The following is a 19,716-nucleotide window of genomic DNA, read 5'->3' as shown; positions in this document are numbered from 1 at the left end:
TGTGCCCGGCCCCGTGCTCAGACCCGGCTCGCCGCGCCCAGCCGGTGGTAGCCCCGGTCGTGGAACACGAGCGGCGTCGCGGCGGGCTCGACGTGATTGCGCACCGCCTCCAGCGTCACGAGGTGGCTCGAGCCCACCGCGGTCCGCTGCACGACGCGCGCGCGGACCCACGCGGCTGCGCCGTCGATCACCGGTTCTCCCGTGTCGAGGTCCCGCCACCCGCCGTCGGCGAAGCGGTCGATCCCGCTCGTCGCGAACCGGGCCGAGAGGTCTGCCTGGTCGTGGGCCAGGAAGCTCACCGCCACCGTGCCCGCCCGCGAGACCGCGGGCCACGAGGAGGACGACGTCGCGAGCGAGAAGGCGAGCAGCGGCGGCTCCGCCGACACGGAGATCACCGAGGTCGCCGTGAACCCGATCCGCCGGTCGCCGTCGCGCAGCGCCACGACGGCGACCCCCGCGGGGTGGCCGCGGAACACGGAGCGGAACTCGTCGGCGCTGATCGGGGCGGTCCGCCCCGCGAGCGCCGTCATCGGGCCCCCTCCAGGACGGGCGCGACGAGCACGTCCGCGTCGCGGCGGGCCGCGGTGTACCGGTTCTCGGGCTCGGCGAGCCCCAGGTGGTCGCGCAGGGTGCTGCCCTCGTACTCGCTGCGGAACAGGCCACGCCGCTGCAGGATCGGGACCACCTGCTCGGTGAAGGCCTCGAGGCCCGACGGGAGCGACGGCGGCATGACGTTGAACCCGTCGGCGGCGCCGTGGGCGAACCATTCGGCGATGGTGTCGGCGACCTGCTCGGGCGTGCCGGCCACGACGCGGTGCCCACGGGCGCCGGCGAGCCGATGCAACAGCTGCCGCAGGGTGGGGTGCTCGCGCTGCACGATCCCCGCGACCACCTGGAACCGCGACCGGGCGTTGTCCGTGACGTCGCCGGCGTCGGCGAAGATCTCGAGCGGGACGGGCGCGTCGAGCTCCAGGTGCGACAGGTCGACGCCCGCCTGGCCGCCCAGCTGCCGCAGGCCGTACTCGGGCACGGTGAGCTCGTTGAACTCGCGCTCCAGGGCACGCGCCTCGGCCTCGGTGGAGCCGATGAACGGGCTGATGCCGGGCAGGATCTTCACCTGCCCGGGGTCACGACCGTGCCGGCGCGCCCCGTCCTTGACGTCCGCGTAGAACGCCTGCGCGTCCTCGAGCCGCTGGTGGGCGGTGAAGATCGCCTCCGCCCAGCGGGCCGCGAAGTCGCGGCCCGCGTTGGACGCGCCCGCCTGCACCAGGACCGGCCGGCCCTGCGGCGAGCGGGCCAGGTTCAGCGGCCCCGCGACGCGCACGTGCTCGCCCTCGAAGGCGGCCGGGTGGATGCGCGTCGGGTCGGCGTACCGGCCCGCCTCGCGGTCGACGAGGACGGCGTCCGCCTCCCAGGAGTCCCAGAGCCGCGTGACCGCCTGGAGGAACTCCTCGGCGCGGGCGTACCGCACCGCGGGGTCCGGGTGCGCGTCGAGGCCGAAGTTCGCCGACGCCTGCGCGGACGACGTCGTCACGATGTTCCAGCCGGCGCGGCCGCCGCTGACGTGGTCGAGCGTGCCGAACAGGCGCGCCAGGTTGTACGGCTCGTAGTACGTGGTCGACGCCGTCGCGATGAGGCCGATCCGCTCGGTGTGGGCGGCGATGGTCGCGAGGGCCAGGATCGGCTCCAGCGTGCCGACGGCGTTGTGCTCGACGCCGCCGTGCAGCAACGGGCCGTCCGCGAAGAACACGGCGTCGAGCTTGGCCGCCTCCGCCTGCTGCGCCAGGCGCACGTAGTAGTCGGGCGTGAAGAGCTGCTCGGGACGCGTGGACGGGTGCCGCCAGGCGGCCTCGTGGTGGCCCACGTGGTGCAGGAAGAGGTTCAGGGTCAGGGTGCGTGCGGGCTGGTGTGCGGGCATGGCTCCGCCTTTCGAGGAGTGCGGAAGGAAGAAGGAAGGGGTGGGCGTCAGGCGGCGCGCCAGCGCATGAGCCGGCGCTCCAGGAGCACGAGCCCGGCGTTCACGGCCACCCCGACGAGGGCGATCGTCACGATCCCGGCGTACATCTCGGGGATCTGGAAGTTGAACTGGGTGTAGGTGATGTAGAAGCCGAGCCCGGCCTTCGCGCCCACCATCTCGGCGGCGATGAGCACGAGGATCGACGACGTGGCCGCCATGCGGATGCCGGTGAAGACCGTCGGCACGGCCGACGGCAGCACGACCTTGGCGAACAGCGCGGCGCTGCCGAGCCCGAGCGACCGTGCCGACCGGACCAGCAGCGGGTCCACCGTCCGCACCCCCGTGATCGTGCTGAGCAGGATCGGGAAGAAGCAGGCGTAGACGACGATCGCGACCTTGGAGGTCTCCCCGATCCCCAGGACGAGGATGAACACCGGCAGCAGCGCGAGCGCCGCGGTGTTGCGGAAGAGCTCGAAGAACGGGCTGAGGTACTGCGCGGCCCGGGCGTACCAGCCGATGACGAACCCCAGCGGGATCGCCACCACCACCGCGATCGCGAACCCGGCGCCGGCCCGGGCGAGGCTGGTGCCGATCTGGAGACCGATCGTGCCGTCCGCGACCAGGTCGACGAACGTCGCGAGGACGGTGCTGAACGGCGGCAGGAACACCGGGTCGGCGAGGCCGAGCCGCGGCGCCGCCTCCCAGACGGCGAGGAACACGAGGAGCGCCGCGGAGGCGCGCAGGAGGTTCAGCGCCAGCCGGCCGGCGGACCGGGCCGCGGTCCGGCCCTGACCGGCCGCGACGTCGAGGGCGTTGCGGCGGCCGAGCGTGGGCGGGTCGGCGAACGCCGGGGCGTCGGCGCCGTCCGGGGTGGCGCCCGTCGACCGCGTCGTGGGTTCGGTGACGGTCATCGGGCCGCCTCCTCGACGTGGTGCAGAGCGTCCCAGACGCGGTGGCGCAGGGCGACGAACTCCGGGTCGGCCCGCAGGTCCCGGCCCGGCTCGCCGCGTCCCGGCAGGTCGACGTCGAGCACGGCCTGCACGCGGCCCGGGCGCGGGGTGAGCACCACGACGCGTTGTCCGAGGTACACGGCCTCCTCGATCCCGTGGGTGATGAACACGATCGTCTTGCCCGTGGCCCGCCAGATCCGCAGGAGCTCGTCCTGGAGGGTCTCGCGGGTCTGGGCGTCGAGGGCGGCGAACGGTTCGTCCATGAGCAGCACCTCGGGGTCGAACGCGAGGCTGCGCGCGATGGCGACGCGCTGCTTCATGCCCCCGGACAGCTCGTGCGGGTAGCGGTCCTCGAACCCGGCGAGCCCCACGAGCTCCAGGTGCTCCCGCGCGATCCGGCGGCGCTCCGCCTTCGGCAGGCGCCGCGCCTCCAGACCGAGCTCCACGTTGGCCTGCGCGGTGCGCCACGGCAGCAGCGCGTACTGCTGGAAGACGATCCCGCGGTCCAGGCCCGGGCCCGTCACGGGTCGGCCGTCCAGGAGGATGCGCCCGGACGTCGGCTCGGACAGGCCGGTGACGAGGTCGAGCAGCGTCGACTTGCCGCAGCCGGACGGGCCCACGAGGGTCACCAGCTCCCCCGCGGCGACGTCGAGGGTGAGATCCTCCAGCGCCACGAGCGTGCCGCCCGAGCCGCGGACGGCGAACTCCTTGCGCACCCGGTCGAAGCGCAGGCGCGGCGGGGCGTCGTCGACGTCCGTGCCCGCGGCCCGCGCGGCCGGCGCAGTCCGCTCCGTGAGCGCGGTCATGACGCGACCTCCTCGCCGTCGGGCCCGGCGTCCGGGGCGAACGTGCCGTCGGCGTACGGGTTGAGCTCGTTGGTGTAGAGGTCGTCGACCTGGAGCGAGCCGTCGTCGACCTGGCCGTCCTCCTCCAGCCAGTCGACCCAGACGGAGATCTCCTTCTCCTGGATCACGCCGCCCGGGGTGGGGAGCGACGACGACTTCCAGTACGGCACCAGGTCGGTGGTCTCGCCCGTGCGGTGCCGCTCCTCGATGATCGTCGTGAACCGGTCGCGCACCTCGTCCGCGGGCGTCGTCTGCGCCCAGCGGATCGCCCGCGCGGTGCCCTGCACGAAGTCCTGGACGGCGTCGCGGTTCTTGGCGATGAAGTCGTCGCGCAGGAGGTAGGTGCCGTACGCGAACGCGCCGAACAGCTCGGTGTCGTCGACCAGCGCGGCGAGGCCGCCCCGGTCCAGCGCCTTCTCCTTGATGACGCCGCTCAGCGCCGCGACGTCGATCTGACCCTCGCGGAGGGTCTGCTCGAGGTTGACCGGCGGGACCACGACCAGCTCGACCTGCGCGATCTCCTGCGCCGTCAGGCCCTCGCGGGCGAGCCACTCCTTGAGCACGGTCTCGTACTGCGCGCCCAGGGCGTTGAGCCCCACCTTCTTGCCGATGAGATCGCGGGCGGAGGTGATCCCGCTGCCCTCGAGCGTGTAGTAGCCGGCGAAGGTCTCCTCGTCCGCGCCGTAGTACGAGATGACGGACGTGACGGGTGCGCCGGTGGACTGCAGCTTGGCGATCGCGCCGTTGAACGCGCCGCCGAACTCCGTCTCGCCCGTGACGGCGGCCTGGATCGACGCGGGACCGCCGGTGACGTCGCCGATCCAGTCGAGCTCGATGTCCTCGAAGTAGCCGAGGTCCTCCGCCAGCTCGGGGTAGGAGACGGTGCCGGTGCCGCCCTGGTAGCGGAAGACGGTCTTGCCGGACGCGGACTCCTGCGCGGCCGTGGCGCCCGCGCAGGCGGACAGCGTCAGCCCCAGCAGGGCCGCGGAGAGCGCGGCGACGCCGCGGCGGGCGCGGGTACGGGCGCCGCGTTCAGGGTCGGTCGGGCGCTGGTCGGTGGGGCGTGGGTAGACGGTGGTGCTCACGATGCTCCTCGGGGTGTCGGCTCGGGCGGGTGCTTGCGCCCGGGCGACACGGCTCGCCCGCGGGTCGCGGGGTGAGCATGAGGAGTGCCGTCGTGGTCATGTCGGAGACCGTAATCCACACCCGACTATTTAGGTAGGAGTTGTCTCGAATACTGGGACCACCATGTGGACGGGTGGGTCAGCGGCCGGCGTCGTGCGGCACCAGCTCGAACACCGGGTGCCGGTCCGCCTCGGCGACGAAGTCCGCCACCGGGGAGTCGACGGTCGCCGCGAAGTACGGCCGCGTGGGCCGCGACTGGCGCAGGTACTGCCGCAGCACCGGCCCGGCCTCCTCGGCCGAGGCCGCCCGCACCACGCACACGCGCCGCGCGAGCCCGCGGCGCAGCAGCACGCGCGGGTTGGCGCGCACGTTGTGCACCCAGGACACGACGCCGTACGGGGCCACCAGCCAGCGCCGCCCGTCGAGGGTGACGAGGGTCGCGGGGTTCGTGCGCGGGAGGCCCGACCGCCGGCCCCGCGTGGTCAGCAACCATGTGCCCGGCACCAGCCCGAGGCGGACGAACACTCCGGTCACCGCGTCGCCGACGTCGCGGGCGCGGCTGCGCTCGAAGGTGCGCGGCGGGTGCGTGCCGTCGGTCATGCCGGGCTCCCTCCCCCGAACTCCTGCGCCCGCAGCCAGGCGAGGTGCGTGTGCACCAGTGGCAGGACGGACGCCCCCTCGCCGCTCGCGCTCGCGACCCGCTTCATCGAGCCGGCGCGCACGTCCCCGACGGCGAACACGCCGCGCAGCGTCGTCTCCAGGCTGGCCGGCGGGCGGCCGTCCACCCAGCGCTCCTGCGGCACGTCGCGGCCGGTGAGCACGAAGCCGTGGTCGTCGCGCGCGACGCCGCCCGGCAGCCAGCCGCAGTCCGGCTCGGCGCCGAGCAGGCAGAACAGACCGTCGGCGTGCGCCTTGGACCGCTCGCCGGTGTCCAGGTCCTCGGTGATCAGCCACTGGAGGCGACCGTCCCCGCCGCCGTCGACGACGGCCGTGCGCGGGCGCACCGCGATCGTCGGCGTCGCGGCGATCTCCCGGACGAGGTAGTCCGACATCGTCTCCGCGAGGTCCGCGCGGCGCACGAGGATCGTCACCGAGCCGGCGAACTTCGCCAGGTGCACGGCGGCCTGGCCGGCGGAGTTTCCGCCGCCCACCACGACGACGTCCCGGTCCGTCATCTCGCGCGCCATCGAGCTCGCGGCGCCGTAGTGCACGCCCGCGCCGACGAGGTCGTCGACCCCAGGCACGCCGAGCCGCCGGTAGGAGACGCCGGTCGCGAGGACGACGGTGCGGGCGCAGAGCTGCGCGCCGTCGACGTGCACGTGGTGGTGCTCCGGCTCGTGCGCGGGGCCGGGCTCGATCCGCGCCACCGGGCGGCCGGTGTAGAAGCGGGCGCCGAACCGCCCCGCCTGGATGCGGGAGCGCTGCGCCAGCCGCATCCCCGAGATGCCGCGCGGGAAGCCGAGGTAGTTGCGGATCATCGAGCTCGACCCGGCCTGGCCGCCGATGGCGTCACGCTCCAGCACCACCGTCGCCAGGCCCTCGGACGCCGCGTACACCGCGGCCGCCAGCCCAGCCGGCCCCGCACCGACCACCGCGACGTCGGCGATCTCGCCCGGCGGGATCGAGTCGTAGCCGCCGTACATCGCCTCCGCGACGGCGGACGGCGTCGCGCCCGCGAGCACGCGGCCGTTGAACGCGCGCACCACCGGGAGGGCGGCGCCCCCGCCCGCCTCCGCGAGGATCTCGCGCGCCGCGGCGTCGTCGGGGGCGAGGACGCGGTTGGGGATGCCGAGCCGTTCGAGCAGGTCGCGGACCGCGGCCGCCTCCCGGTCGCCCGGCTCCGCGACGATCTCCGTGGACGTCACGGTGGGGCGGGCCACCGACCAGCCCCACTCCGACAGCAGCTCGACCAGCGCGGTGTGGAACTCCTCGTCGCGCGCGCCGCGCGGGATGCCGACGAACGTGTCCATGTCGCGGCGCAGGAGGGCGGCCCGCATCTCGTCCAGGGCGTCGGCGTACTCGTCGCCGGCGATCAGCGCCACCCGTCGCGCCGTGGACACGACCGCCGGCACCTGGTGCAGCAGCTCGACCCCCGCGCCGTCCGGCAGCCGGCGTTCCGCCGCGATCATGGCCACCGGCTCCCGCGCGGCCACCAGGTCGCGCAGCCGGTCCAGCGCCGCGTCGGCGGTGCGCACGAGCTCGACCCGGTAGTCGCGGTCGTACCGGGCGCGGAACTCCTGCTCCACCTGGGACGCGTGCGCGTCCGCCACGAGCAGGATCACGGGACGCTCCGGCATGCGGTCAGCGTAGGGCGCCGCGGCGCGCGGCGCGCAGGCGCCGTGGTTAGTGTCGACGGATGCGAGCAGACGCGGGGGTGCGCGCGGACGCGCTGCCCGTCCGACGTTCCGGCGTGCTCGTCGTCCACCTCCCGTTCCTGGCCACGGCGGCCCTCGCCACGATCGGGCTCACCGTCTACGACCGTGCCACCGTGACCGAGGGCTGGTTCGTCGCCGGCGTCGTGGTCCTGGTCGTCGCGCTGGCCGTGACGATCCTCGTGCCGTGGCACCGGCTCGGCCACCGTGCCGAGATCGTGGTGCCGCTGCTGGACCTCACCGCCACGGCCATGTTCGTCGCCGCCGACGCGCCCGCGTCGCTGCTGGCCGTCTTCCCCGTGCTGTGGCTCGCCCAGCGCCAGGGCAGGGTCGGCGTCGGTCTCGCCGTCGCGGGCGGGTTCGCCGTCACCTGGCTGCCCACCGTGGCGACCGGCGCCGTCACGACGTCGAACCAGCTGGCCCGCGTCGCCCTCGTGCCCGTGGTCCTCTCCGCGGTCGCCCTCTCGGTGGGGGCCATCCAGCGCCGGTCGGACGCCCGCAACCTGCTGCTGCGACGCCAGGGCGCACAGCTGCGGCAGGCCGCCGCGGGCCTCGGCGACGAGCGGCGGCTGCTGGAGGCCGTGGTCGGCACGGCAGGCGTGGGGATCCTCCTGCTCGACGCCGACGGCCGCATCGTGCTCGTGAACCGCCTGGCCGTCGACGCCACGGACGGGATGCTCCGTCCCGGCCTCCGCGTCCAGGACCTGCCCGACCTGCGCCCCACCGCCCTCGACGGATCCTGGTCCGCGACCGGGCCGGTCGAGCGCGCCGTGTCCGGCGACTCGCTGACCGGCGACGTGGCGTGGTGGCCGCTGCCCACCGGCCGGCGGGCGCTGCGCACCTCCGTCGTGCAGCTGGACCGGGCGGACCCGGACACCGGCGGACGGCTCGCCGTCGTCACGTTCGAGGACCTCACCGACCAGGTCACGGCGCTCGAGCTCAAGGAGGACTTCGTCGCGGCCGCGTCCCACGAGCTGCGGACGCCGCTCACGTCGATCGTCGGTCATCTCGAGCTCGCCGCCGACGTCCCCGGCGCGCCACCCCGGGTCGTGCACCATGTCGACGTCGCGGCACGCAACGCCGACCGTCTCCTCGCGCTCGTGAGCGACCTGCTGACGGCCGCGGCCACGCGCGGTGGCGACCTCGACCCCGCCCGCGACGACGTCGACCTCGCCGCCGTGGTCGACGAGGCCGTCACCGCGATCGAGCCTCTCGCCGCCGGCGCCGGGCTGCGGGTGGAGCATCGTGGTCCGGCGGACGGCGCGCACGTCCGCGGCGACGCGGCGATGCTGCGACAGGTGGTGGACAACGTGCTCTCGAACGCCGTGAAGTACTCCGACGCGGGCGGTGCCGTGTCCGCCGAGGTGGACCACGACGGCGGCTCCGTCGCCCTCGTGGTCCGGGACGAGGGGGTCGGCATCGCGCCCGACGACGTCGAACGCGTCTTCGCCCGGTTCTACCGGGCCCCCGCGGTGCGGCAGGGCACCCGGCACGGCACCGGGCTCGGGCTGCACATCTGCCGCCAGGTCGTCGAGGCGCACGGCGGGACGATCGGCCTGACGAGCGAGCCCGGGGTCGGCACGACCGTCACGGTCCGGCTCCCGGCAGCCGCGGCACGCCCCTCCGGCGCGCGAGGGGGTGCGGGGTGAACGGGCTGGACGAGACGACGCTGCTGGTGGTCACGCCCGTGGTCCTGGTGGTGGTCTCCACGCTCTACGTCGTCGGCGTGGTCCGGCGGCCCCGGGCCGACGTCGTCGACCGCTGCTGGACGCTCACCTTCCTCGCCGCGATCGTCACGACGTTCGCCTACCTGGCGAGCGGGGCGTCCGCCGCCGCCTGGTGGGCCACGTCCTTGGGCAACGGGGCCTTCGTCCTGTCGCTCGGCGCGATCTGGTCGGGCGCGCGCGCCCGCGCGGGGAGGCGCTCGCTGCTCTGGGTGGTGACGGCGTCGGCCGCCGTCGTCGCGCTCGCCGCCCTCGTCGACGGGCCGGACGGCGGGCCCTGGGCGGGCGGCCTGCCGTACCTGCTGGGCGTCGCGGGATGGTCGCTGCTCGCGGCGGTCGAGTTCCTCGGCCGCTCGGGACGCGGCGGCCGGCCCGCGCCGGAGGCGACGGCCCTGGGGATCACGTGCGCGGCCGCGGGCGCCTACTACGCGGCCCGGGCCGTCGTGTTCGCGGCGGGCGGCCCCGGCTCGGTGGCGTTCGAGCGCTGGTTCTCGACCACCACGACCACCCTCGTGAACCTGGTCCTGGTGCTGGTGGGGGCGTTCGCGATGATGGCGCTCCGCACGCGGGAGACCACCGTGGCGGCCGCCGTCCGTTTCGACCCGGTGCTCGGCACCCGGACGCCGGCCCATCTCGGACGCACGGTCGCCGACCCGGGCGGCCGGGCGGCGGGCGGGCCGGTGCGCGTGGTCGTCCTGCGCTGCGTCGACGGCGCCGCGGTCCGCGACGCGTTCGGTCACGAGGGCCGCGACGCGGCCTGGGCCCACCTGGCGGACGTCGTGCTGAGGCTCCTGCCCGCCGGGGGCGCCGCGGGCTCCGACACGACCGTCCGGGACGAGGTGATCGTGGTGCTCCCCGACGCCGTCGACGACGCTCGCTGGGTGGCCGACGTGCGTCGCGAGCTGCTCGAGCGGCCCGTCGACCTCGACGGCGACCCGATCGTCCTGGAGATCGCCGAGGGCCGGGCCGCGGGCGGGGCGGACGGGCTCACGGCGCTGGTGCGCACCGCCCGCGCGGGCCTCGGCGCGCGTTCTTGAGCCGATCCTGAGGCTTTCCTGCGGCGACCCCGACGGTCGCCGCAGGTTCGGTCCGGAGGATGAGTTCGTTGAATCTCGAACTACCTCGTCCCCGAACCACCCCGGAGCCCTCCATGACCGCCACCCTCACCGAGCCCGGCCCGCCCCTGGCGTTCGGCACCGAGCTCGACCGGTACGAGTTCACGCCGTCCGAGCTCGTGGTCGCCGAGACCCCGCGACGGGCCACCATCGGCGCGATCGTCCCCGCGTACAACGAGGGCGCCACGATCAAGAGCGTCCTCAAGGGGCTGCTCCGCCAGACGCGCCTGCCCGACGTGGTCCACGTCGTCGTGAACAACACCACCGACAAGACGTTCCGGAAGGCGTCCCGCCTCGCCGGCGAGCACACCGTCGTGCGCAAGGGCCGCGAGCAGACGACGCGCGTCTACGTGCACGACATGGGACAGGTCCCCGACAAGAAGGTCGGTGCCCTCAACTACGGCTACCGCCTCGTGCGCGGCGCCGACTACCTGCTCGGCGTGGACGGCGACACGGTCCTGGCGAAGAACGCCGTCGAGCAGCTGGAGGCCGAGATGGAGTCGGACCCGCGCATCGGCGGCATCTCCGCGATCTACACGGTCGACACCTCGCCCCGCGGTCCCTTCGCACGCTTCCTGCTCACCGGTCAGCGCGCGCAGTTCGCGGCCTTCACCATGCAGAACCTGCTGCGCGGCCGGAACATGGCCGTGCTCGGCGGGCAGGCCTCCCTGTTCCGCATGTCGGCGCTCGAGGACGTGATGCTGGCCCATCACCAGCGCGCCCCCTGGGTGAGCGACTCGGAGGTCGAGGACTCCCTGCTGAGCCTGCAGATCAAGTCGCTCGGGTACTCCACGAAGATCAGCGCCACGGCCCGCGCCGTCGTCGGCGGCATGACCACCCTGCGCGCCCTGGACGGCCAGCAGGTCAAGTGGAACTACGGCGCGATCGACCTCATGTGGCCGGGCCAGCGCGGCGACACCCGGGGTCAGCCCTTCCACCCGAACCTCCGGCTGCGCTGGACGGAGAACGTGGGGATGGTCGTCAACGCCGCCACGCGCCTGCTCTTCGGGCTGCTCCTCGCGGGCGCGCTGAGCATCGGCGCCTTCGAGTTCTCCCCCGTCTGGCTCGTGCCTCCTGCCGTCGCCGTCGCGCTGAACCTGCGCATCGCGATGTCGATGCGCGACCGCACCTGGCGCGACGTCCTGTTCGCGGCGACGCTCGTGCCCGCCGAGCTGTACATGTGGATCCGCATCGGGCACTTCGTCCGCGCCTGGTCCAAGTTCCTGTCCCGGTCGCGCACCGACAACTGGGCGGCGCAGGCCAAGGCCGAGCGCGGCAGCGGCTGGGCCTATCTCGCCCCGCTCGTCGTCGCGGTCGTCGCGCTCGCGGGTGTCGCCTGGTCCTGGACGCTCCTGCCGACCGCCGCGCAGTCCGCCGTGCTCTCCTTCGGGTGGCCGGTACTCGGCGTGATCACCGTGCTCCAGACCGTCTTCATGGTGCGGCGGCTGCTGCGTCGTCACCACGGCCTGCGGGCATGAGCACGCCCGGGCCCGGGGAGGCAGCGGCCCTCGAGGCCGCCTGGACCTCGCTCGCCGAGGAGCTGGAGGGCGACCGGGCCGCCGTCGCCAGGTTCGCGGGGTCGTGGGTCGGGTTGCTGGCCGGACGGGTCACCGCGCTGGACCGGGCGCTGCGCCGGACCGACCACGAGGCGGTCCGCGAGGCCCTGCTGTCCTTCTCCTGCACGTCGACGATGCTCGGCCTCGAGGGCCTCGCGGGTGCCGCCGACCGGGCGCTGGCGGCGCTGGCCCAGGAGGGCGTGGCGGGCGCACGTCGGCGGCTGGACGACGTGTCCTCGCAGGCCCGCTCCGCCACCCTGCTCGTCGCGGCGGCCCTCGCTCAGGGGCGGTGGTCGAACCGGTAGCCGACCCCGCGCACCGTGCGGATCCACCGTGGCGCTCCCGGGTCGTCGCCGAGCTTGCGGCGCAGGTTCGCGAGATGGACCTCGACGCTGCGGCGGTCGGCCTCCGTCACCGGCGTCCCGACGTCGTACGTCTCGCCCCACAGCACCCGCACCAGGGCGTCCTTGGCGAGGACCCGGCCCGGGGCGCCCGCGAGCGCCGCCAGCAGGTCGAACTCGCTGCGCGTGAGAGGGACCTCCGCGCCGTCGACGTGGACGACCCGCCCCGGGACGTCCACGACCAGACCGTCCGCGACGAGGCTGTCGGCGACGAGGCTGTCGGCGACGAGGCTGTCGGCGACGGCGGACGCGACGCCGTCCGCGGCGCCGGCACGGCGGGGGCGCCGGAGCATCGCCTCGATCCGCGCCCTCAGCTCGCGCGGTCGGAACGGCTTGGTCTGGTAGTCGTCGGCGCCGGCTTCCAGGCCCATGAGGGCGTCGATCTCGTCCGTGCGCGCCGTCAGCATGACGACGTAGGTGTCCGAGACCGCCCGGATGCGCCGGCACACCTCGAAGCCGTCGATGTCCGGCAGGCTCACGTCGAGGGTCGTGACCAGCGGGTCGAGCCGGTGGACGAGCTCCACCCCGGCACGGCCCGCGGCGGCCGTGTAGGTGGCGAACCCGGCCTGGGTGAGGACCGCGTCGAGCAGCTCGCGGATGTCCGGGTCGTCCTCGACGATGACGGCGGTGCGTTCGCGGGCGTCGTCGGAACCGCTCGGGAGCGGCGATCCTGCGGGCATGTCGACACGCTAGCCGGTTGCCCGGAGCGCAGCGCGCCGGGCGGCTCCCTAGACTCGCAGTCGCACCGATGCCAGCCCACCGAGCACCCGACGACAGAGGGACGCGCCATGACGAGCACCTGCGAGCACCTCGACCGGATCGCCCCCGTCGCCCCCGAGACCACCGGAGCGTGCCCCGAGTGCGTGGCCGCCGGCGGCACCTGGGTGCACCTGCGCGCCTGCCTCGAGTGCGGGCACGTCGGGTGCTGCGACTCGTCGCCGTCGAAGCACGCGACGGCGCACTTCCACGGCACCGCGCACCCGGTGATGCGGTCGATCGAGCCCGGCGAGCACTGGGGCTGGTGCTTCGTGGACGAGGTGCTGGTGCCCGGCCGGGAGATGCCCGAGGGGCGCTGACGGCGCCGCGCTCGATACCTCGCTCAACCGCGCGCGCCCCACCCGGCGCGACGCCGGATCCGGCCCAGCGCACCGCCACGGAGGTGCGGCTCGGCGCGAACCGTTCCGGCGTGTCGAAGGCGTACCGACCCGTGCGCTCACCCCACGGGACGCACGCGCAGGATCTCGGTGCGCGCGATGGCGCGGTCGCGGACGTCGAGCCGGGCCTCGCGGTCGGGGTCGGCCATGAAGTCCGCGAGCGCCTCCTCGTCGGGCATCTCGATGAGCTGCACCTCGGTGGGCTGGACGGCGCCGTGCGCCGCGTCGTCGGTGTGCGCCACGTTGGTCACGCGGTGCAGCACCCGCCCGCCGTGCCGCGGCACCAGCGCCAGCACCTCGGTCTCGTAGTCGGCCAGCGCCGGGGCCTCGCCGTCGGCCGCCCACAGCAGCACGCACAGGGTGATCGCCATCGTCCACCTTCTCTCTCGTCGTGCGGACGATCCTGTCAGGCGAGGGGCGCTCCCCGGCGCACGGCGCGCGCGAGGCGCGCCGGGACCTGCACGACGTCGTCGGGCGGGGTCGTGCGCTGGGGGAACCCCCGGTTCAGCCCTGGCGGGCCTTGAACCGGGGGTTCTGCTCGTTGATGACGAACGTCCTGCCGCGGCGGCGGACGACCTTGGCGCCGGGCAGGCGCTTCAGCGACCGCAGCGAGGCGCGGACCTTCATCGGGCGCCCTGCCCGTAGCGGCGACGGAACTTCTCGACGCGGCCCGCGGTGTCGACGACGCGCGCGGCCCCGGTCCAGAACGGGTGGCTGGCGGCCGAGATCTCGACGTCGACGACGGGGTAGGTGTTCCCGTCCTCCCACTCGATCGTGCGGGCGGGGCGGCCGGGCCCGGAGGCGGCGTCGCCCGCCAGCGTGGAGCGCGTGAGGAACGCGGTGCCGGCGCTGGTGTCGCGGAAGACGACGGGGCCGTAGGTGGGGTGGATGCTCTGCTTCATGGTGGGTTCTCCTCTCACCGGTGGGTGGGCGACGGGCTCCGCCGTCAGCGCTCCTCGCGGAAGTCGACGTGCCGGCGCACGACGGGGTCGTACTTGCGCAGCACGACGCGGTCGGGGTCGTTGCGGCGGTTCTTGCGGGTGACGTACGTGAAGCCCGTACCCGCCGTCGAGCGGAGCTTGACGATCGGGCGCAGGTCCGTGCGGGTGGCCATCCGGCTGCTCCTCAGGCGGTCGCGGTGAGAACGATTCTCACCTGCCGTGTGGTCACAACCCACGACACCCCTCGGGCATTCCCGGGAACACCCGGTCCGTCGGGCGACGTTGCCCCCGACGGCCGGCGGGCCGGGAGCGACGTACGCTCCTCGCGGGCCCGCACCACCACCGACGGGAGACACGCATGGCAGCACGCGCACTGGCGGAACGGCTGCGCACCGAGTCGGGGGCCGCCCTGCTGCTCGTGGGCGTCACGCTGCTGGCGCTCGTGTGGGCCAACTCGCCGCTGTCCGGCTGGTACGAGCACCTGTGGGAGCTGCCGATCCACGTCGACGTCGGCGACCTGCGCTTCGACATGGACCTGCACCACTGGGTCAACGACGGCCTCATGGTGCTGTTCTTCTTCGTCGTCGGCCTCGAGGTGCGCCAGGAGCTGGCGATCGGGTCGCTGCGGCAGCGCAGCTCGCGCCTCGTGCCGCTCGTGGCGGGCACGCTCGGGGTGATCGTGCCCGCGCTGGTCTTCCTCGCCGTCGCCGGCCACGCCGACCCGCACGGCTGGGGCGTCGTCGTCGGCACCGACACGGCGTTCCTGCTGGGCGTGCTCGCGCTGGTCGGGCCGGCGATGTCGAGCCAGCTGCGCGTCTTCCTGCTCACGCTGTCCGTGGTGGACGACTTCCTCGCCGTCGGCATCATCGGCGTCGTCTACTCCGAGGACGTGCGACTCGCGCCGCTCCTCGTGGCGCTCGCCGCGCTCGGCGTGCTGTGGCTGCTGGGCCGGATGCGCGAGTGGCGCAGCTCGCCGTACGTGCTCGTCGTCGTGGTGCTGTGGGGCGCGACCGTGCAGGCCGGCGTGCACCCGTCGATCGCGGGGATGCTCGCCGGGCTGCTCGTGCCCGCGGTCGCCACCCGGCGCGACGACGTGCTGCAGGCCAAGAGCCTGTTCCGCGACTACTGGCAGTCGCCCAGCGCCAGCGTGGCGCGCAACGCCCGCGTCGGGCTGGCCCGGTCCATCTCGGTCAACCACCGCTTGCACGACGTGCTGCGCGGGCCGGTGTCCCTCGTCGTCGTGCCGCTGTTCGCCCTGGCCAACGCGGGGATCGACCTGCGCGGCGGCGCGCTCGGCGCGGCGCTCGGGTCGGTGATCACGTGGGGCGTCGTGGCGGGCCTGGTCGTCGGCAAGCTCGTCGGCATCGGGCTGGGCACGTGGGGCGCGGTCCGCGCCGGGCTCGGCCGCCTGCCCGACGGCGTGGGCCCGGGCAGCGTGCTCGGCGGCGCGGCACTGTCCGGCATCGGCTTCACCGTGTCGCTGCTGGTGGTGGACCTCGCGTTCGACGGCACGCCCGCCGGGCAGGCCGCGACCGTCGGCATCCTCATCGCGATGGTGCTGTCCTCCCTCCTGGGCTGGACGATCTTCACCGTCGCCCGCGTGCGCTACGGCGAGGCGAGCGCCGACCTGCCCGTCACGCTCTCCCCCGCCGTCGACCCCGACCGCGACCACGCGAAGGGCGACGTCGACGCCGCGCACACCGTCGTCGAGTACCTCGACTTCGAGTGCCCGTTCTGCGCCCGTGCGACCGGGATGGGCGCGGAGCTGCGCGAGCACTTCGGCGACCGGGTGCGGTACGTCGTGCGGCACCTGCCGCTGCGGGACGTGCACCCGCACGCCTACCTCGCGGCCGTCGCCGCCGAGGCCGCGCACCGGCAGGGCCGGTTCTGGGAGATGCACGACGAGCTGTTCGCCCACCAGTCCCGGCTGGAGCCGGACGACCTGCGCGGGTACGCCGCCACGATCGGCCTCGACCTCGAGCGGTTCGACGCCGACCTGACCGACGAGGCCCTGCACGCCCGGGTCCGCGCGGACGAGGCGAGCGCCGCGGCGTCCGGGGCTCGCGGCACGCCGACGTTCTTCCTCGACGGCGTCCGGCACCGCGGCCCGCACGACGCGCGCACGCTCATCGCCGCGCTGGAGGCGAACGAGGACGACCCGGCGTTGCGCCGGCGGTCCTGAGATCAGTCCGGCGGCAGCGCGCCGAAGAGGTCGTTGAGCGCCTCCGTCATCGACGGGTGGGTGTAGATCTCGTCGCGCAGCCGGCCGGCGGTGGCGCCGAGGCGCATCGCGAGCGCGACGATGTTGATCGTCTCGTGCGCGTCGTGGCTGAGCATGGTCACGCCGAGCACCTCGTCCGTGTCGGCGTCCACGACCGCCTTCATCAGCCCGCGCGTGTCGTGCACGATCCGGGCCCGGGGGACGGTGGCCATGTCGGACACGCGCCGCGTCGCCACCCGCAGCCGCCGGCCGGTCGCGCGGGCCTCGGTCTCCGTCAGGCCGACGCGCGCCAGCGGCGGGGTCATGAACACGGCCGAGGCGATCGCGCGGCGGTCCGCCGTGGAGCGCGTCCCGTCCCCCACGAGCTGGTCGAGCACGATGCGGTAGTCGTCGAGCGAGACGTAGGTGAACTGCGGGCCGCCGTTGACGTCGCCGACGGCGAAGACGTGCGGCACGGTCGTGCGCAGGTGCTCGTCCACGACGACCGCGCCGCGCACGTCGGTCTCGACGCCCGCGGCGGCCAGGTCCAGGTCGGCCGTGTGCGGGGCCCGGCCGAGCGCGGCGAGCACGACGTCGCCGCGGAGCTCGCCGTCCTGCCCGGCGGCGTCCTCGTAGGCGACCACGGCCTCGGCGCCGTCGTCGCGCACCCCCGTCACCGTGGCGTCCGTGAGCACCTCGACGCCGGAGTCGACGAGGATCGCGGTGGCCTCGGCGGCGACGTCCGGGTCCTCGCCCCTGAGCAGGCGCGGCCCGCGGGCGACGACCGTGACGCGGGCGCCGAACGCGGCGTGCATCGACGCGAACTCGACGGCGACGTACCCGCCGCCCAGCACGACGAGGTGCGCCGGGCGCCGCGGCCGCTCCAGGAGCTGCGTGCTCGTCACGACGTGCGCGCTCTCGCGCAGCCCGGGCACCGGCGGCAGCACCGGGTCGGCGCCCGTGTTGACGACGATCGCGGCGGCGGTGACGCGCAGGGTGTCGTCGCCGGCCCTGACCTCGAGGGTGTGCGGGTCCGTGAACCGCGCCCGGCCGGTCACGACCGTCACCGTGTCGAGCGCGTCGAGCATGGCGAGGTTCTTGCCGCGCAGCAGGGACGTGAGGTCCGCGGTGCGCCCGACGGCGCGCGCGTAGCGGGTCTCGTCGTCGAGCGCCGCGTCCGGCGTCTGCGCCTCGTGCACCAGTGCCTTGGTGGGCACGCAGCCGATGTTGATGCAGGTGCCGCCGTACATCCGCGCGGACTGCTCGACCAGCACGACGCGCTGCCCACGCCGGGCCATCGTGCCGGCGAGGGTCTTGCCGCCCTTGCCGAAGCCGATCACCGCGAGGTCGGCGTCGAGGGTCGTCACGGTCTGGTCCTGGCTCATCCGGGCTCCTTCGATCGGCTGCTCCGACGGACGATAGGCCGTGGCGGTCCGTCGCGCCGGGCGGCGGGTGCGAGAGGATGGATATATGGGATACCAAACTGAGGCCGTGACCGACGCCGACCTGCCGCACCTGCGCCGCTGCGTGGACCTCGCCCGCGAGGCGCTGGACGACGGGGACGAGCCGTTCGGCTCGCTGCTCGTCGACGCGGCCGGCACCGTCGTGTTCGAGGACCGCAACCGCGTGGCCGGCGGCGACCGGACCCGCCACCCCGAGCTCGAGATCGCCCGCTGGGCCGCCGCCCACCTCACGCCCGAGGAGCGGGCGGGCGCCACCGCGTACACGTCCGGCGAGCACTGCGCGATGTGCAGCGCGGCGCACGCCTGGGTGGGCCTCGGCCCCATCGTCTACGCCTCGAGCACCGCCCAGCTCACCGCGTGGCTGCAGGAGTGGGGCGTCGCGCCCGGCCCCGTGACCCCGCTGGCGGTGGGCGACGTCGCGCCCGGAGTGGCCACGCGCGGGCCCGCCCCGGCGCTCGCCGACGAGGTGCGCTCCCTGCACGCCCGCCTGCACGGCGTGCGCGACCCCGCCTGACGGTGTTTGCCTGGGGAGCATGAGCGACTCTCCCACCCCCGGCCCCGCTCCCGCCCGCAACCCCTGGACCTGGCGGGTCGTGGTGCTCGCCGCGGTCGTGGTCCTCGCCGTCGCCGTCTGGCTCGTGGTGCGCGACGGCGGCGGCGACGGCGCGACCGCCGCGTCGCCGTCGCCCACCGCGACCGCGACCGCGACGCACGACACCTCCCCCGACCCCTCCTCGTCGCCCACGACGACGGGCGCCGCGGGCTGCGCGGAGACCGACGACGGCACCCCCGAGGGCGCGGACACGCACGAGGTCGTCGACGTGGACGGCGACGGCGCGGCCGACACCGCGTGGCTCACCGCTGGCGCCGAGCGACGCTTCGGGATCACGACGGCGTCGGGGGCCACGTTCTCGGCGGCGATCGACTCGGCGAGCCCGCAGCGCGCGTCCGCCGTCGTGAACGTCGTGGCGGCCGGGGACGGCACCACCCCGATCGCGCTCGTCGACACGGGCCGCGAGGTGCTGCTCTTCTCCGCCGCCGACTGCGACCTCGCCGCGACGCAGAACCTCGCCGGCGCGCCCTACACGTTCGACAAGGGCTTCACCGGCCAGGGCACCGGCGTCGGGTGCACGGAGGTCGACGGGGACCTGCGCCTCGCTGGCCTGAACGCGACGTCCGCCGACGGCAGCTCCTTCACCGTCGAGCGCACCTTCGTCGACCTCGACGACGCCGCGCTGAACGCGTCGAACGGCGACGAGTCGACCGTCGCCACCGACGCCGGCCCCGACGACCCCGTGGTCGTCACCGCGCAGGAGACCACCTGCGGCGAGGCCGCCGTGGGCGAGGACGGGCCCGTGGAGCCGGAGTCCTGAGGCTCGAGCACCGGCTCCTTGCGGAGTGCATCGACGTCGATCAATATGAGGGCATGTCCACCCTCCCCGACGACGGCGCCCGGCCGTCCGCCCTGTTCGTCTGCGTGCACAACGCCGGCCGCTCCCAGATGGCCGCGGGCTTCCTGAAGGTGCTGTCGGGCGGCGCGGTCGAGGTCCGCTCCGCCGGCTCGATGCCCGCCGACCGCATCAACCCCGTCGCCGTCGAGGCGATGGCCGAGTCCGGCATCGACATCACGGCCGAGCAGCCCAAGGTCCTCACGACCGACGCCGTCCGGGCCTCCGACGTCGTCATCACGATGGGCTGCGGAGACGCGTGCCCGCTCTTCCCCGGCAAGCGGTACGAGGACTGGGAGCTCGACGACCCCGCCGGGCAGGGGATCGAGGCGGTGCGCCCCATCCGCGACGAGATCCGGCGCCGGGTCCTCGCGCTGCTCGCCTCGCTCGGCGTCGACCCGGTCGCGCACTGACCCCCGACGCCCCCTTCGAGCAAGGGATCCGTACCGCCAAGAGCACGTTTGA

22 protein-coding genes are annotated in these 19,716 nt (G+C 74.6%); 9 read left to right on the top strand and 13 right to left on the bottom strand.

Features of this window, described 5'->3' with window-relative positions:
* Nucleotides 1–17: 17 nt before the first annotated feature.
* From ABZ493_RS01235 to ABZ493_RS01205, 7 genes are all read right to left on the bottom strand, one after another.
* Nucleotides 18–530: a flavin reductase family protein gene (locus ABZ493_RS01235; RefSeq protein WP_430580351.1), complete on the bottom strand. Its 513-nt coding sequence runs from the start codon at nt 528–530 to the stop codon at nt 18–20.
* A complete protein-coding gene (locus tag ABZ493_RS01230) occupies nt 527–1,918 on the bottom strand; it encodes an LLM class flavin-dependent oxidoreductase (RefSeq protein ID WP_430580350.1) in 1,392 nt (463 codons plus the stop codon). Before ABZ493_RS01230 ends, ABZ493_RS01235 begins: the two co-directional genes overlap by 4 nt.
* A 47-nt stretch (nt 1,919–1,965) precedes the next feature.
* Nucleotides 1,966–2,868 carry an ABC transporter permease gene (locus ABZ493_RS01225; protein WP_430580349.1) on the bottom strand — a complete coding sequence of 301 codons (903 nt, stop codon included), beginning with the start codon at nt 2,866–2,868 and terminating at the stop codon, nt 1,966–1,968.
* The gene (locus ABZ493_RS01220) at nt 2,865–3,713 is read right to left on the bottom strand and encodes an ABC transporter ATP-binding protein (RefSeq protein WP_430580348.1); all 849 of its coding nucleotides are present in this window, start codon (nt 3,711–3,713) and stop codon (nt 2,865–2,867) included. The genes ABZ493_RS01225 and ABZ493_RS01220 overlap by 4 nt, the downstream gene beginning before the upstream one ends.
* Nucleotides 3,710–4,837, bottom strand: a complete 1,128-nt coding sequence (locus ABZ493_RS01215; RefSeq protein WP_430580347.1) for an ABC transporter substrate-binding protein — start codon at nt 4,835–4,837, stop codon at nt 3,710–3,712. Before ABZ493_RS01215 ends, ABZ493_RS01220 begins: the two co-directional genes overlap by 4 nt.
* A 178-nt stretch (nt 4,838–5,015) precedes the next feature.
* Nucleotides 5,016–5,477 (bottom strand): nitroreductase family deazaflavin-dependent oxidoreductase, encoded by a 462-nt coding sequence (locus ABZ493_RS01210; protein WP_430580346.1) that lies wholly within the window; start codon nt 5,475–5,477, stop codon nt 5,016–5,018.
* Nucleotides 5,474–7,174, bottom strand: coding sequence for an FAD-dependent oxidoreductase (locus ABZ493_RS01205; RefSeq protein WP_430580345.1), 1,701 nt, complete (start codon nt 7,172–7,174; stop codon nt 5,474–5,476). The genes ABZ493_RS01210 and ABZ493_RS01205 overlap by 4 nt, the downstream gene beginning before the upstream one ends.
* Nucleotides 7,175–7,233: 59 nt before the next feature.
* Here ABZ493_RS01205 and ABZ493_RS01200 point away from each other — a divergent pair, with 59 nt between their 5' ends.
* From ABZ493_RS01200 to ABZ493_RS01185, 4 genes are all read left to right on the top strand, one after another.
* A complete protein-coding gene (locus ABZ493_RS01200; RefSeq protein WP_430580344.1) occupies nt 7,234–8,898 on the top strand; it encodes a HAMP domain-containing sensor histidine kinase in 1,665 nt (554 codons plus the stop codon).
* On the top strand, nt 8,895–10,010 hold the full coding sequence (locus tag ABZ493_RS01195; protein ID WP_430580343.1) for a hypothetical protein: 1,116 nt from the start codon (nt 8,895–8,897) through the stop codon (nt 10,008–10,010). The genes ABZ493_RS01200 and ABZ493_RS01195 overlap by 4 nt, the downstream gene beginning before the upstream one ends.
* A gap of 113 nt (nt 10,011–10,123) precedes the next feature.
* A complete protein-coding gene (locus ABZ493_RS01190; protein ID WP_430580342.1) occupies nt 10,124–11,566 on the top strand; it encodes a glycosyltransferase family 2 protein in 1,443 nt (480 codons plus the stop codon).
* Nucleotides 11,563–11,949, top strand: a complete 387-nt coding sequence (locus ABZ493_RS01185; protein WP_430580341.1) for a hypothetical protein — start codon at nt 11,563–11,565, stop codon at nt 11,947–11,949. The genes ABZ493_RS01190 and ABZ493_RS01185 overlap by 4 nt, the downstream gene beginning before the upstream one ends.
* Here ABZ493_RS01185 and ABZ493_RS01180 read toward each other — a convergent pair.
* Nucleotides 11,925–12,725: a response regulator transcription factor gene (locus tag ABZ493_RS01180; protein ID WP_430580340.1), complete on the bottom strand. Its 801-nt coding sequence runs from the start codon at nt 12,723–12,725 to the stop codon at nt 11,925–11,927. The two genes, ABZ493_RS01185 and ABZ493_RS01180, sit on opposite strands and share 25 nt — an antisense overlap.
* Before the next feature lie 108 nt (nt 12,726–12,833).
* Between ABZ493_RS01180 and ABZ493_RS01175 the strand changes: the two genes are divergently transcribed.
* Nucleotides 12,834–13,121, top strand: coding sequence for a UBP-type zinc finger domain-containing protein (locus ABZ493_RS01175; RefSeq protein WP_430580339.1), 288 nt, complete (start codon nt 12,834–12,836; stop codon nt 13,119–13,121).
* 137 nt (nt 13,122–13,258) lie between these two features.
* Here the strand turns inward: ABZ493_RS01175 and ABZ493_RS01170 are convergent, their stop codons facing one another.
* The 4 genes from ABZ493_RS01170 to rpmG form a co-directional block, all read right to left on the bottom strand.
* A complete protein-coding gene (locus ABZ493_RS01170) occupies nt 13,259–13,570 on the bottom strand; it encodes a DUF1330 domain-containing protein (protein ID WP_429730805.1) in 312 nt (103 codons plus the stop codon).
* A 133-nt stretch (nt 13,571–13,703) separates the two neighbouring features.
* Nucleotides 13,704–13,826, bottom strand: coding sequence for a type B 50S ribosomal protein L36 (ykgO, locus tag ABZ493_RS01165; RefSeq protein ID WP_430580338.1), 123 nt, complete (start codon nt 13,824–13,826; stop codon nt 13,704–13,706).
* A complete protein-coding gene (locus ABZ493_RS01160) occupies nt 13,823–14,101 on the bottom strand; it encodes a type B 50S ribosomal protein L31 (RefSeq protein WP_430544734.1) in 279 nt (92 codons plus the stop codon). Before ABZ493_RS01160 ends, ykgO begins: the two co-directional genes overlap by 4 nt.
* 44 nt (nt 14,102–14,145) lie before the next feature.
* Nucleotides 14,146–14,313: a 50S ribosomal protein L33 gene (gene rpmG, locus ABZ493_RS01155; RefSeq protein WP_079573907.1), complete on the bottom strand. Its 168-nt coding sequence runs from the start codon at nt 14,311–14,313 to the stop codon at nt 14,146–14,148.
* Nucleotides 14,314–14,498: 185 nt separating this feature from the next.
* Here rpmG and nhaA point away from each other — a divergent pair, with 185 nt between their 5' ends.
* Nucleotides 14,499–16,322 (top strand): Na+/H+ antiporter NhaA, encoded by a 1,824-nt coding sequence (gene nhaA, locus ABZ493_RS01150; protein WP_430580337.1) that lies wholly within the window; start codon nt 14,499–14,501, stop codon nt 16,320–16,322.
* Nucleotides 16,323–16,324: 2 nt separating this feature from the next.
* Here nhaA and ABZ493_RS01145 read toward each other — a convergent pair whose 3' ends face one another.
* Complete coding sequence (locus tag ABZ493_RS01145; RefSeq protein WP_430580336.1) at nt 16,325–17,725, bottom strand: FAD-dependent oxidoreductase; 1,401 nt, start codon at nt 17,723–17,725, stop codon at nt 16,325–16,327.
* Nucleotides 17,726–17,810: 85 nt separating this feature from the next.
* Between ABZ493_RS01145 and ABZ493_RS01140 the strand changes: the two genes are divergently transcribed.
* The 3 genes from ABZ493_RS01140 to ABZ493_RS01130 are packed head-to-tail and all read left to right on the top strand — an operon-like array spanning nt 17,811 to nt 19,664.
* Nucleotides 17,811–18,317 carry a nucleoside deaminase gene (locus ABZ493_RS01140; RefSeq protein ID WP_430580335.1) on the top strand — a complete coding sequence of 169 codons (507 nt, stop codon included), beginning with the start codon at nt 17,811–17,813 and terminating at the stop codon, nt 18,315–18,317.
* A gap of 19 nt (nt 18,318–18,336) precedes the next feature.
* On the top strand, nt 18,337–19,176 hold the full coding sequence (locus ABZ493_RS01135; RefSeq protein WP_430580334.1) for a hypothetical protein: 840 nt from the start codon (nt 18,337–18,339) through the stop codon (nt 19,174–19,176).
* A gap of 53 nt (nt 19,177–19,229) precedes the next feature.
* On the top strand, nt 19,230–19,664 hold the full coding sequence (locus ABZ493_RS01130; protein ID WP_430580333.1) for an arsenate reductase ArsC: 435 nt from the start codon (nt 19,230–19,232) through the stop codon (nt 19,662–19,664).
* The last annotated feature ends 52 nt before the right edge of the window (nt 19,665–19,716 follow it).

The sequence above is a fragment of the Isoptericola sp. NPDC019482 genome, from assembly GCF_040632295.1.
Taxonomy (GTDB): Bacteria; Actinomycetota; Actinomycetes; order Actinomycetales; family Cellulomonadaceae; genus Isoptericola.
Note: the sequence above shows the minus strand (reverse complement) of the source record. Positions and strands in the feature narration are given on the sequence as shown.

Bases quoted from the DNA above. Each gene is read 5' to 3' on its own strand.
- ABZ493_RS01200 (WP_430580344.1), top strand. From the start codon at position 7,234: ATGCGAGCAGACGCGGGGGTGCGCGCGGACGCGCTGCCCGTCCGACGT.
- ABZ493_RS01170 (WP_429730805.1), bottom strand. From the start codon at position 13,570: ATGGCGATCACCCTGTGCGTGCTGCTGTGGGCGGCCGACGGCGAGGCC.
- ABZ493_RS01230 (WP_430580350.1), bottom strand. From the start codon at position 1,918: ATGCCCGCACACCAGCCCGCACGCACCCTGACCCTGAACCTCTTCCTG.
- ABZ493_RS01135 (WP_430580334.1), top strand. From the start codon at position 18,337: ATGAGCGACTCTCCCACCCCCGGCCCCGCTCCCGCCCGCAACCCCTGG.
- ABZ493_RS01185 (WP_430580341.1), top strand. From the start codon at position 11,563: ATGAGCACGCCCGGGCCCGGGGAGGCAGCGGCCCTCGAGGCCGCCTGG.
- ABZ493_RS01220 (WP_430580348.1), bottom strand. From the start codon at position 3,713: ATGACCGCGCTCACGGAGCGGACTGCGCCGGCCGCGCGGGCCGCGGGC.
- ABZ493_RS01190 (WP_430580342.1), top strand. From the start codon at position 10,124: ATGACCGCCACCCTCACCGAGCCCGGCCCGCCCCTGGCGTTCGGCACC.
- ABZ493_RS01205 (WP_430580345.1), bottom strand. From the start codon at position 7,174: ATGCCGGAGCGTCCCGTGATCCTGCTCGTGGCGGACGCGCACGCGTCC.
- nhaA (WP_430580337.1), top strand. From the start codon at position 14,499: ATGGCAGCACGCGCACTGGCGGAACGGCTGCGCACCGAGTCGGGGGCC.
- ABZ493_RS01235 (WP_430580351.1), bottom strand. From the start codon at position 530: ATGACGGCGCTCGCGGGGCGGACCGCCCCGATCAGCGCCGACGAGTTC.
- ABZ493_RS01225 (WP_430580349.1), bottom strand. From the start codon at position 2,868: ATGACCGTCACCGAACCCACGACGCGGTCGACGGGCGCCACCCCGGAC.
- ABZ493_RS01140 (WP_430580335.1), top strand. From the start codon at position 17,811: ATGGGATACCAAACTGAGGCCGTGACCGACGCCGACCTGCCGCACCTG.
- ABZ493_RS01130 (WP_430580333.1), top strand. From the start codon at position 19,230: ATGTCCACCCTCCCCGACGACGGCGCCCGGCCGTCCGCCCTGTTCGTC.
- ABZ493_RS01180 (WP_430580340.1), bottom strand. From the start codon at position 12,725: ATGCCCGCAGGATCGCCGCTCCCGAGCGGTTCCGACGACGCCCGCGAA.
- rpmG (WP_079573907.1), bottom strand. From the start codon at position 14,313: ATGGCCACCCGCACGGACCTGCGCCCGATCGTCAAGCTCCGCTCGACG.
- ykgO (WP_430580338.1), bottom strand. From the start codon at position 13,826: ATGAAGGTCCGCGCCTCGCTGCGGTCGCTGAAGCGCCTGCCCGGCGCC.
- ABZ493_RS01145 (WP_430580336.1), bottom strand. From the start codon at position 17,725: ATGAGCCAGGACCAGACCGTGACGACCCTCGACGCCGACCTCGCGGTG.
- ABZ493_RS01210 (WP_430580346.1), bottom strand. From the start codon at position 5,477: ATGACCGACGGCACGCACCCGCCGCGCACCTTCGAGCGCAGCCGCGCC.
- ABZ493_RS01175 (WP_430580339.1), top strand. From the start codon at position 12,834: ATGACGAGCACCTGCGAGCACCTCGACCGGATCGCCCCCGTCGCCCCC.
- ABZ493_RS01160 (WP_430544734.1), bottom strand. From the start codon at position 14,101: ATGAAGCAGAGCATCCACCCCACCTACGGCCCCGTCGTCTTCCGCGAC.